Source organism: Agrilactobacillus fermenti (assembly GCF_021030645.1).
Taxonomy (GTDB): Bacteria; Bacillota; Bacilli; order Lactobacillales; family Lactobacillaceae; genus Agrilactobacillus; species Agrilactobacillus fermenti.
Genome location: NZ_JACGCJ010000047.1, coordinates 1 through 11,396, shown reverse-complemented (window position 1 = coordinate 11,396; position 11,396 = coordinate 1). Strand labels below are relative to the sequence as shown.

The 11,396-nt window shown below is 41.6% G+C and carries 11 protein-coding genes and 1 pseudogene; 4 read left to right on the top strand and 8 right to left on the bottom strand.

The window, feature by feature from the left end; genetic code table 11:
* Positions 1–282: 282 nt before the first annotated feature.
* Positions 283–537 (top strand): hypothetical protein, encoded by a 255-nt coding sequence (locus tag FHQ08_RS12130; protein WP_230914649.1) that lies wholly within the window; start codon positions 283–285, stop codon positions 535–537.
* Positions 534–908, top strand: a complete 375-nt coding sequence (locus FHQ08_RS12125) for a type II toxin-antitoxin system PemK/MazF family toxin (protein WP_230914648.1) — start codon at positions 534–536, stop codon at positions 906–908. Before FHQ08_RS12130 ends, FHQ08_RS12125 begins: the two co-directional genes overlap by 4 nt.
* A 73-nt stretch (positions 909–981) precedes the next feature.
* Here FHQ08_RS12125 and FHQ08_RS12120 read toward each other — a convergent pair whose 3' ends face one another.
* The 3 genes from FHQ08_RS12120 to FHQ08_RS12110 are packed head-to-tail and all read right to left on the bottom strand — an operon-like array spanning position 982 to position 3,687.
* Positions 982–1,176, bottom strand: a complete 195-nt coding sequence (locus tag FHQ08_RS12120) for a hypothetical protein (protein WP_230914647.1) — start codon at positions 1,174–1,176, stop codon at positions 982–984.
* A 17-nt stretch (positions 1,177–1,193) separates the two neighbouring features.
* Entirely contained in the window at positions 1,194–2,216 is a 1,023-nt protein-coding gene (gene cydB / locus FHQ08_RS12115) for a cytochrome d ubiquinol oxidase subunit II (protein WP_230914646.1), read from the bottom strand.
* Positions 2,209–3,687 carry a cytochrome ubiquinol oxidase subunit I gene (locus tag FHQ08_RS12110; RefSeq protein WP_230914645.1) on the bottom strand — a complete coding sequence of 493 codons (1,479 nt, stop codon included), beginning with the start codon at positions 3,685–3,687 and terminating at the stop codon, positions 2,209–2,211. The genes cydB and FHQ08_RS12110 overlap by 8 nt, the downstream gene beginning before the upstream one ends.
* Before the next feature lie 209 nt (positions 3,688–3,896).
* On the opposite strand from FHQ08_RS12110, the gene FHQ08_RS12105 reads away from it, so the two are divergent.
* Complete coding sequence (locus tag FHQ08_RS12105) at positions 3,897–4,838, top strand: Dyp-type peroxidase (protein ID WP_230914644.1); 942 nt, start codon at positions 3,897–3,899, stop codon at positions 4,836–4,838.
* Positions 4,839–4,992: 154 nt separating this feature from the next.
* On the opposite strand, the gene FHQ08_RS12100 is transcribed toward FHQ08_RS12105, so the two are convergent.
* Positions 4,993–5,802 (bottom strand): hypothetical protein, encoded by an 810-nt coding sequence (locus FHQ08_RS12100; protein WP_230914643.1) that lies wholly within the window; start codon positions 5,800–5,802, stop codon positions 4,993–4,995.
* A 601-nt stretch (positions 5,803–6,403) separates the two neighbouring features.
* Here FHQ08_RS12100 and FHQ08_RS12095 point away from each other — a divergent pair.
* Positions 6,404–6,616 carry a hypothetical protein gene (locus tag FHQ08_RS12095; protein ID WP_230914642.1) on the top strand — a complete coding sequence of 71 codons (213 nt, stop codon included), beginning with the start codon at positions 6,404–6,406 and terminating at the stop codon, positions 6,614–6,616.
* 13 nt (positions 6,617–6,629) lie between these two features.
* On the opposite strand, the gene FHQ08_RS12090 is transcribed toward FHQ08_RS12095, so the two are convergent.
* The 4 genes and pseudogenes from FHQ08_RS12090 to FHQ08_RS13320 form a co-directional block, all read right to left on the bottom strand.
* Positions 6,630–7,388, bottom strand: coding sequence for an ABC transporter permease (locus tag FHQ08_RS12090; RefSeq protein WP_230914641.1), 759 nt, complete (start codon positions 7,386–7,388; stop codon positions 6,630–6,632).
* Positions 7,381–8,040, bottom strand: a complete 660-nt coding sequence (locus FHQ08_RS12085) for an ABC transporter ATP-binding protein (RefSeq protein WP_230914640.1) — start codon at positions 8,038–8,040, stop codon at positions 7,381–7,383. Before FHQ08_RS12085 ends, FHQ08_RS12090 begins: the two co-directional genes overlap by 8 nt.
* Positions 8,041–8,262: 222 nt before the next feature.
* On the bottom strand, positions 8,263–9,759 hold the full coding sequence (locus FHQ08_RS12080; protein ID WP_230914639.1) for a hypothetical protein: 1,497 nt from the start codon (positions 9,757–9,759) through the stop codon (positions 8,263–8,265).
* Between the two features lie 66 nt (positions 9,760–9,825).
* A pseudogene (locus FHQ08_RS13320) lies at positions 9,826–11,262 on the bottom strand (glycerophosphoryl diester phosphodiesterase membrane domain-containing protein); the annotation flags it as partial.
* Positions 11,263–11,396: the final 134 nt, after the last annotated feature.

Here is an 11,396-nt window from a genome sequence, read left to right as displayed (position 1 = left end):
ATAACAACAAACGTCGCCAAGAAACACTTAACGGCATGACCCCCAACGAATATGGGTGCCATGCCGTTAAGAAAAGTGCATAAGCATTTTAATTATTTAAGTTGTCTACTTGACACGGAGTAGTTCCGGCTCAGTCTTTTTAATATGCTCTATAAAGGCGTTATTGCTACAAATCCTGATGAATTAGACTTGCTGATACATTCATAATGTATATACATATGTATTTACATACTTTTGATTTTAGGATATACTTAGGCTGAAATAAAAATGAGGTGATTTTAAGTGAGTAAATTGGTGACGTTAAGAAAGTCTGGCAATAGTCTTGTATTAACAGTGCCATCCGACTTAAAAGATCGTGTGGGTAGTAAGTACAAAGTTGAAAATCGGCCAGATGGCTCGATTGTTTATCAGCCCGTTGAGAAACAAAATATTTTTGATGATCCTGATTGGTTACAATATGACTTTCAAAAAGATTTGGTAGACGACCCTGAATTACAACCGCTTGATCCAATTGGGAAGGAACGGTTAGAAGAGTGAGACTACCACAACAAAAAGATATCGTTATTATAGATGCAGAGCCACACTCAGGTAAGGAATATGGTGGACACGCGCTTAAAAGTGGTAATATCAGAAGACACATGGTAGTTATGAGTTCAAATAGCTATACAAGAGCAACTGGCATGATTTTGGCAATGCCGATTACCACATCGGATAGGTATGTGAATAACCCGCATTATTTACCTATCTTAGTAAGTGGCGGTCGTAAGGATGGGGTTAAAGGTTATATTGCACTATGGCAATTACAGAATTTTGATTTTGTTTCACGGCATGGGGAAATTGTGAATCAAATTAGCGATAAAGCCTATAAAAGCCTGTTACCTTATGTAAAAGATATGTTGGGGTTGTAAATTTACGGATATGTTGAATAAAAAACGTCAGCTTACAGTTCATCACTGTGCTGACGTTTTTTATTAGATAATTTTAATTCCGCCCATAACCTTTCACAGTTGCTCGAATGGCAAAGGCTAAGATGATGCCATCAAAGGCGAATATAATAACGGAGCCCCAGAAATGCCCGACAAGAGGTACCCAAACTAGGGGCCAGAAGAGTTGATAAAGCCAAACAAAGAAGACCAGCAATCCCCAGAAGATATTCCAACTAATTTTTTTAGCCATGTTCAGTCACCTCTAATTTAGTAATCCATTGCCGAAGCAGGCGTATTGTAGTAGTGGTTGATCAGATGATAGGCGTAAGCTTGAACAATAATCATGATCGGGGCGGAGAAGCCTAGCAGCCAAGCCACCCAAAGTTGGGACTCGCGACCGCTGGCGGCACTGATTGCGTTGATTGTGGTTGCTGGATTCACGCCGACAATCAAATTTGGAAAAACACCAATGAAAAGACTTAGAATAAAACTACCCATCATTACGACTGCCAGCCAGAAAGCTGTTTTAGCGTGGAAATGATGCATGGCCCAAGTTTGAACAATGGTTGCAACGGCTGTCAACAGCAATAAGAAAGTTACAGCAGCGGGATGGTTGGCAAAAAAGTGTGTTTTCATCGGTAACAGAATCAATACGAGTAGGAAGAAAGGATAAACTAGAAAATTGGTAATACGCGCATAATGCATTAATTTTGTGGCTAAATTCACGGGCACTTTTTTTATGACTCGAGCTAGACCAATATCTAGGCTTAAAATAACGGCCATCAAGCCGCCTACCAACGAGAATGGCGTTACGATATCAAAGAAGTTGGCATACACAAAACCATTTTTAATCGGGATGCCACTGAAGCTTGAGGTAAAGACCAAGCCAATCAGAAATGGCGGCACGAGACTACCAAAGAAGAGCCCCCAATCCCAGAAGCGGTTCATTGCCTTGGCATGCCACTGGTTGCGGTAGTCAAAAGCAACACCGCGGAAAATAAAGAAGAATAAAACAAGCAAGAAAACGAGATAGTAGCCAGAAGCAAGCGCACTGTACCAGCCTGGAAAAGCAGCGAACATTGTTGCCAACGCAACAACAAGCCAAGCTTCATTGCCACCCCAAACTGGGCCAGAGACTTTGACAATGGCATTACGCTGTTGGGCGTCATTATTAGCAAATAAAGTTGCCACACCAGCGCCAAAGTCAGCACCATTGAGCACAAAGAATAAGACGAGTTCGATGGCGATCACGGCCAGTAAGATGACCTGTAAGTTCGTCAACTCAAGCATGATGGAAGGCCTCCTTTGAGAACGGATCTACAGTAACGGTTTCATCAGCGTAGTCACCTGTCAGTTCTGGCAGACCCTGCTTCAAAGCGCGATGAGACAACGTGATCATTGATGTGATCAAGAAAATATCTGCAAGGGCAAATAGCGTGATCGATGTTGCTACTTGAGCCACTGTCAGGCTTGGAGAAACACTGTCATATTGTGTTAAAACGCCATAAACGACAAACGGATAGCGGCCGACTTCAGCGACGACCCAGCCAGATGTTGTGGTCAAATATGGGAACCACATGATGATACCCAGTGTTCTTAAAGTCTTTTTGTGCGCTTCAATCCCCTTATTCTTGCGATGGAGCATAATCGTAGCTAGCATCGTGAAGATAATGAAGAAGTAGCCCGCATAGACCATCCAGCGTAACGTCCAGTAGAGTAAGTGAACGGGTGGATAGTACTGCATTTGGCCGTCATAGGACTTGGCAATTTTGGCATCAAATTTAGCATGGTAAGCTTTAGCAATGGTGTTCATACCAGGAACCATGCCAGTGAACTGGCCGCCAGCAAAGTAGCTGCCCATTTTTGGAATATCGATAGATTTAACAGTTCGATTTTTTTCATTAATTAAAGCGGCGGCTGCCCAAGGTGCCCCTGTTGTGGCAGAACCAGCGTTATCATAGCGCGCTTCAATGGCACTGAACTTCATCGGCTGTAACGCTGCTGTAGCGGCACCTTGATCGTCACCTTGCAGTGGTTGTACGATCGCAGCGGGTAATGCAATCAATAAGCCAATTTGAACAGCGGCTTTAAAGGCTTTAGTATCGCATTTGTGGAGGATCTGCCAAGCGGAAATACCGGCAGTAACTAGACCGCCAAGAATCAGTACTGCAAACAAAACGTGCAGGACTTCTGGTCGGTACTGAGGATTTTGTAATAAGGAGATCAGACTATCCAACCGTGCTCGATTGCCCTCCATGTGGTAGCCATAAGGGTTTTGCATGAAGGCATTGATACTGATGATCCAAACAATTGAGAACATCGATGCAATCAACAGAGCCACACCGAACCAAGCGTGAACGCGTTTATTGAGTTTGCCCCAAGTGAAACGCCACATACCAATTAAAGTAGATTCGATAAAAAAGGCGATCATACTTTCGATTGCTAGTGGTACGCCAGCAATATCACCCATCATCTTGGTAAAAGCTGACCAATTCATACCAAACTGTAATTCCATGATTAGGCCGGTAACGACACCTGTAGCGAAACTAAAGAAGAAAATTCGACTGAAGAATAAGGTCAATCGGCCCCATTTTTCAGTATCATGATGACCATAAGCATAAAGCATCTCAAAAATTAGCGTAGCTAACAGCAAACCGATTGAAGTTGGGACAAACAAAAAGTGAACAATGGCGGTCATTGCGAATTGAATACGTGACAAAGTTGTGACTGCTAACGAGGTAGCCCCAAAGACAAGACTCATTTTTTTCACCCCAATTCAACAAACCCAAGCGTAACTTACTAATTATTTCAAGGTCATTTTACGGCCAGCTAGGATAAAAGGCAAAGAAAAAGGTTATAAATATATAAATTTATTTTGTTAGTTTGCTATTCATGGTTTTAAGTCGTCAAATGCCAGTATTTTAGCAACTTATGCTACAATCAGCGTGTAATCATTGGAGGGGATAAGTTATGCCAATTAGTATCGGTGAAGCACAAGATGTCTATAAAGATGCCGGAGAAAATATCGATTTTACAGTGTTATCATTTAAACGGGAGAATTTAGCCGCGGAAAAAGCGGCTTTTCAAGAATTAGCTGCCAGGATACCTGCTATTACGCGAAGCATGCGCATCCGTTATCCTAAAAGTGTCTTAGCGATAGCTTTTGGCATCAGCGCTTCAGGCTGGCGTTATTTATTTCCAGATGTGAAAAAGCCGAAAGAATTGCGTGAATTCCGCGGTGTTGAAGGCCCTAAATATACAGCACCAGGGACACCGGGCGATTTATTTTTCCATGTCCGAGCCGGTGAGCAAGCAGTTGTTTATGAAGTGATGGCGCAAATTATGACTTTTATTAAAGACGAGACAACAGTAGAAGATGAGACCCATGGCTTTCGTTATTTTGAAGGTCGGGCAATCATTGGGTTCATTGATGGCACAGAAAATCCTGATTTCCATGAAGCTGCCGACTATGCTTTGATTGGTGATGAAGATCCAGCTTATATCAATGGTTCTTATGCATTCGCTCAAAAATATTTACACAATATGGCTGCTTGGCAGGCATTAACAACTGAGCAGCAGGAAGCAGCAATCGGACGCAAGAAGTTCTCTGATTTAGAATTGGATGATGCCGCTAAAGCACCGAATGCCCATAATGTGGCTTCTCAGGATAATAAAGATGGTGTTGAACACAAGATCATCCGCATGAACGTACCATTTTCTGAACCAGCCACTGAACAGACAGGCACTTACTTTATTGGCTATGCGCGGCATTTTAATGTGACCTTAAGGATGTTAAATAATATGTTTGAAAAAAGTGATCGGCTTTTGGACTTTAGTACGCCAATCACCGGCGCCGAATTTTTCATCCCGTCGTTGCCAGTATTAGCTAAAATGGCAGAAGGGACGCTCTAGTTTAGCGCGTGCGAATTATCGGGTAGGTTGGTGAGAAAACTGATGATTTGAACGTCTTTAAGTCAAATCTGGCATAATTAAAAAGGTATAATTGCGTAAAGCCCCTATAAATTGCAAGGCGTTAGCGTAGTACTCAGGTACAAAATTACTGCCACTAGGAAATAATTTTTAAATGCAGCTTATGACTGATTTCTCGCTGTATGCCTTTCAAGTCTTTGAAATATCCGGGATTTATATCACTTTGCTGGCGCATTTGTGGATTACGAGAACGCATCGTTCTTTTGGCCAAGTTAACATCCCACTGCAAAGTGTCTGTTTGTGCTACGACATATGCAGACGTCAATCTTGCCTGGTGAATGGCAGCTTGATATTCTTGAGAACCGTTTTTATATGGGAGGCGGCGCACACCAATAACAATCGTATCACCAATACTTGGCATAAATTGGTCTGTTCTCTGAGTTAATACCATGTCACTTGGTGCCAAGCCAGACGGTTTTCTTTCAGCAGCAAAATACTGGCTAAATTGTGTAAATGTCATATATCCACCTGAGTAGACAACGTTAATTTTTGATTTGGGTTTTATGCCCTTACCGGAAAGCACAGCGCCGACACGCATGGTTACTTGCGTCCTGGGTTGTAGCATAGAAACTGTTATTGGCGTAGCTTGTACAACACGTGCAAGAATAAAATAAATCCCTTGCTGATTAGCTATTTTCAAGTTCTTTGGTACTAATGCAACGTATGAACTCTGATCTTCATATTGAAGCGTGGGCACATTACGATATTGGTTAGCCGCTTGATGTTTATTCGACGCAATAGCCTTTCGATCTGCTTTTTGCAGATAGGTGATTGGCGAAAACTGTCGCTTTGTTGTCGTAGTCTCCTTTTTTCCACTGCATCCCCCTATCACGATTAGAATAATCAAGCTAAATAGGGCTACACCCGTTTTTCGCGTTTGGTTCATTCTCCATTCTCCTACTCTCTCTTTACGGTGGATCCGTTTGATTGCTGTCCCGGTTCATAAGCAAAATTAGGCAATTGATTCTCGGTATTATACCGAGAATCAATTGCCTAATTATTACAAAACAAACACTTTTTAGAATCTGCTTATAAATATTTGTTTCAAAAAGTAGCTGCAGGCTCTACGCATTTATTTAGACATACCTTTTGTTAAATCAGCAGCATTATAAATTCCTTAACGTGTAGAGAATAGCGATGCTAATGCCTATTGTGAAATACAAAATCGCTGATCTCAAACTATGTACGATCAATGAACTAATAATCACTGGTGAAAAAAACAGCGTGTTGCACAGCATACGTTGCCATAAGGAAACACTAGCATACCAATAACAGAAGTGTTGATATTTTTGCCGTATTTTTGTCATATCACACCACACAATCTTACTAATAATCGGTTGATACCATTTCCAATTTATCATAGCGCTAAGTAGGTCGCTACCCAGTGCATACATTGTTCAAATTAAATTTGAAGTTTAGTCATAAATTGGGCACATAATTCGATTTTTGTTCAAACTAGATCTTAGTTTTGAAGGGTGGTCTAAGTGATGGCTTCAAAGCGTGTGATCATTCAGATGCGACACTATTTCATATATGGGTTACCAATTGCAGGTCTATTGATAACATTGATCTTAATTGGCTATTTTGTGGGGATTGAAGGCTATTCCGGCTGGCGCGTTTGGCTATACTGTGCATTACCATTGATCATCAATCTACTAATAGCCCTGCCTGTTTGGTTATATTTTAAGCATAAAAAGTAGGATTAGGGGTGAATCAAAGCAATTGCTTTTGATCGTTATAAAATGAGCGGTAGCCAAGGTAACAAGCGATCACCGAGCCAATGCTAGTAGCCGACATCAGCATAAAAGTGACCATGATTTGATATTGGATAGCGTGTAAGGGATCGACACCGGCGAAAATCAGACCTGACATCATGCCGGGGAGGCTGACGAGACCAACTGTTTTGGCAGAGTCGATCGTTGGTGACATGCCCGTTTTGATAGCAGCTTTGATCAAAGATAATGATGCCAAATGTAAGTCGGCTCCCAAAGCTAATTTCTCTAAAACTTGTTGGCGCTGATCCGCAAAAGATTGGTTCATATTGCGGTAACATAGACCAATGGCGACCATGGTATTGCTGGCAATCATGCCGGTAATTGGAATCATTTGAGCGGGGATAAATTTGATGGAGCCGGAAATGACCAAGACGCCTAAGGTAACACCAGTGCTGGCAAAAATAGCTAATAAAGAAATCTCAAAAGCGTGGCTGATATGATCAGCCCGCTTTTTTGTATTCCAAGCTGCATTGATGATGATCACTAACAACATCGCTAACGTCAGCCAAACATTGTTGACACGGAAGAGATATTTTAGAACATAGCCTACGATAAATAGCTGGATAACGGCACGAATAACGCCAATAATCATATCTTTTTCTAAGCCGATACGTTGACGATAACTGAGCAATAAGGCAATCAGAACCAATAATCCGGATAATAATAGGGTCATATTGCTAACTTGTAAATTATGCATGGGTACGAACCTCCGTAACTTGACCGTGTTCGATTTTGACCAACGTTTTAGCTTGTGCGAGTTCAGTGGCATCGTGGGTAACAGCAATCATAGTGATGCCGTAACTTTGATTGAGGCGCTGTAACCACTGTAAAATCAATTGTTGATTGGTTTCATCTAATCCGGTAGTGACTTCGTCTAAGAGTAAGATTTGTGGGTGGAAGATCACATTGCGAATTAAAGCAACGCGTTGCCGTTCACCCCCAGATAGGGCTTCTTTTTTCTGAGTTAAAGTGTCACTGGACAGGTTAAAAGCAGCTAAAGCAGCCACTACACGCTTTTGGTCGTAAGGTTCATTACGGACGATAAAAGGAAAACGCAAATTATCTTCCACAGTCGTGCCAAAGAGAACGGGCTGCTGAAAACAATAAGATACTTGCCGCCGATATTGGATCGGGTCTAGTTCGGTAATCAGCTGCTGGTTAAAGCGAATCTGTCCAGCTGTTGGCGAGATCAAATTGGCCAATAGGCGCAGAATCGTACTCTTACCTGATCCTGATTGGCCTTGAATCGTGACGTAATGACCCTTAGCAAATGACAGATTAATGCGATCCAAAATAAGGTGATCTTGCACTTGATAAGTTAAATTTTCAGTTGTTAGAATTGCCGTCATATGAACGCCCCCAAAGTTCGTACGTGCTTAAATTAGTTCTATTATAGACTTTAGCCGTTAAAAAGGGGCGTTATTAGTCTGGATACTTGCGGTTATTTTTTGTGTTTGATTATCAGACGTTATCTCTGGTATAGCACATAAATTCATTAATTAATAAAAAACCGTCAAACAGAACATGATATCTATTTGGCGGTTTTTTGGTTGTTTGAATTTCAGATCAATTTACGAAAGTTTCGGCAAAATAACGTTCATAGGTTGGGTGGTAGCTTTGGTTGGAATAATCGTTGAAATACGAAGATCATTGATGTACTTGACCACAGCTTGATTGACAGTCACTGAACTAGCTAAAATATTACTAATCGTTTGTTGGCCTTGGAATAATGCCTCAAACGCTGGTGTGCCTAAGTCTTTGTCAGTCACCAGCGGCAGCAGTTCTAGGTGTTGTAAATGCAGCTTACTGAGTTGTGCGAGTAGTGGGTCGGTTAACCCTAAGACAATGCAACTATCGGTCTTGAACACGCGATTCGTTAACCACCAACTGATCAATTCCTGTTCGGAAGTAAAGATATTCATAAGAATGTTGGCTTCGTTTAATAATTGAATCTGAACGCTATCGTGATCATATTCTTTAACTAGGGCGATGGAGCCGTTGTCGCGATAAAATGTTTCGCTGGTTACAGATTGACCGTCTTTTTTATCAATCATTTGGGTGGCAGAAAGTTGACCATGAGTGTCAAAGATATCTCGTTTGATAGGTTGGCTATTGAAGTAATACGTGATCAACCACAAAGAATGATCTTCCCGGCGGCGAATCGTCATAATTTTAGTCTGATGTTGGTCTGTGATTACTTCACTGTTACCATCAATGTGGTGGATCCAATTTGGTTGATCTGGGACGGGTACCCTTTGGACAGGCGTCTCCATGGCACTTGTTTGTAAATCTTGATACATATTGATAACTTTTGCTTTAGGTGCCACTAGGCCAGTATCTTGATAACTAGCCCAAACGTGAGTCAAATCAGCATTATAGGCGGTTGTGATGGCGTTTAAAGTCACCCCATGCGCACTAAAAGTTTCCTTTAGACGACGTAGGGAGAAACGGTCCACTTCACTTAGATCAGCTTTTAAATCTGGGCTTAGGATGTAGTAGCTGACCCTGGGATTGAAAGATAGCGGGCGCACAAAAGTACTGCCATTGAAATAAGTTGCTTGCAGCGTTTTAACTTGTTGCAGCTTTGCTTGGTATTCATTCAGATCGCGCTGCTGTGCCTGATGTAGGTTATTTGTGTCGAAGGCATTGGTGCCGCCAGCCAACTCAGTTTGCAGATTATTAGACAATTTATGCGTGATTTTGGTCAAAGCTTGTTGTTCTTGCAGCAGGCGGTCTTTGAGTGTAAATGTTGCTTGATCCAGTTCTGATGTGAGCCGTTGAACTTTCTTCTCGGCTTCTTGACGAAGACTAGTTAATTGGGCCACGCTGTCTTGATGCCCTTGTGGTGCAGTATTTGCTGCATGATGCTGCAATTTTTGGTCAGCATCACTAGCCATTGTTAGTTGCGTGCGAATTTTGTCAGCAGAAATATTAGCTTGTGTTTCAGAGGCAGCAGCTTTTGGCGTGGCTTGAGACTGGCTTTCTTCAGCTTTGATTTTAGCTAGGTCGATTTTCGGGCTTTTTTGCGAGATTACTTCATCTTTTCCAGATCTATGTTTAAATGCCACCGTATATCCTCCTGTCACATCACATTATTACTTTTATTATAAACTTTTACGGAATTAGACTAAACCTTAATTTTCTGGAGTGTCGGTTGGATCAGCAACGACTTGTAATTCGTTAATATAGATCAGTAATAATTGGGCGTAGCTGGGGTGCTGCGTATCAGCTTTGATTGTTGTCTTTAGCAGATGCAAATTATCTGTGATAATGCCATCGACGTTTAAGAAAAGCACACGGGTCATTTCAGAATCATCATTGACGGTCCAAGCATAGACTTCCTGGCGGCGTTGATGTGCGGTGTTCACAAAACGCTTATTTAGCGTGGTTTCTTCCATGGTATAAGCGTTAGCCTTAGTTTGTGGGAAACTTAAATTATAAGGCAAGATATAACTGACAAATAATTTGGGTGCCTGCTGCTTCAACCGCCGAACCACGGTATAGTCTAAAGAATGAATACGATCATGGTGCTTCAATAAAGTCGTTTCATATTTTTGAATAAAATTAGTCAGCATAGCTGCACTATCATGTGGTGTAGTTTTGATTTCTACCAGTAACTTTTGACTTTGCTGCTTAGCAGCCGTCAAATAGTCGTCAAAGCTGGCAATTTTGGCTTGGTGGCCATTTTCTCGAACGGTAATTTGTTTCAATTGGGCTAACGTCAGCTGATAGGGCGCTTTATCAATACCCGCCAGCGCTTTTAAATTTTCATCGTGCATGACCACGAATTGGTGATCTTTGGTTTCATGAATATCCATCTCCACGTAATCCGGTTTTTCATGACTGGTTTTGATGAGCGCTGGAATTGTGTTTTGGACACCATTGCCATCATCAACGCCACGATGGGAAATGGTCAGTGGCGGCTGTAGCACAACGCCTTGTAAATAAAAGATATTGAACAGAACATTGATGCCTAAATAGAGTAAGACAAATAGTGATGCTCCAATACGCAGCCAGCGTTTAAGCTTAACAGGTTGATTGATCGGGAGCATTCGTTTAGGCTCGGGCATTTGACGATTCAAAGCAAAGATCAAAATCAAGCTGACCATGACTAATGTAAAGACACTAACAAATTTTTGCCAAATATTAACTAGGCTCATGTTGAACACGGCCCCAGCAAAGGCGATTTGGGTGTGTTGCTGATCTAGATAAAGTTGCAGTAGATAGATCAACAATGTAAAGCCAAACATAAATAACGTACTCAAAATTGAGAGGGCTAATAGTCGCCAAAAATAGCGCCAAACGTTGTGTCGAGTTAATTGCCAGCTGCGTTTGACCGCGGTGAATGCCGGCTGTTGGTGTAAGACCATCAACGGCAGTACTTGGATCAGGCGAATTCCGACATAAGCTAGCCCAAGATAAATTAAGGTCATTAAGAGGGCATACAAAGGCTGGGCATATAAAAAAGTTTGAATAAACTCAGGAATACGTACTTTGGCCAGTAATGGCGAATTCAAGATGGTTTTAGCAAAAGGCAATACTAAAATAAAATAGAACATAAAAAACAAAAAAGTACTGGGAACTACTCCGTGTCAAGTAGACAACTTAAATAATTAAAATGCTTATGCACTTTTCTTAACGGCATGGCACCCATATTCGTTGGGGGTCATGCCGTTAAGTGTTTCTTGGCGACGTTTGTTGTTAT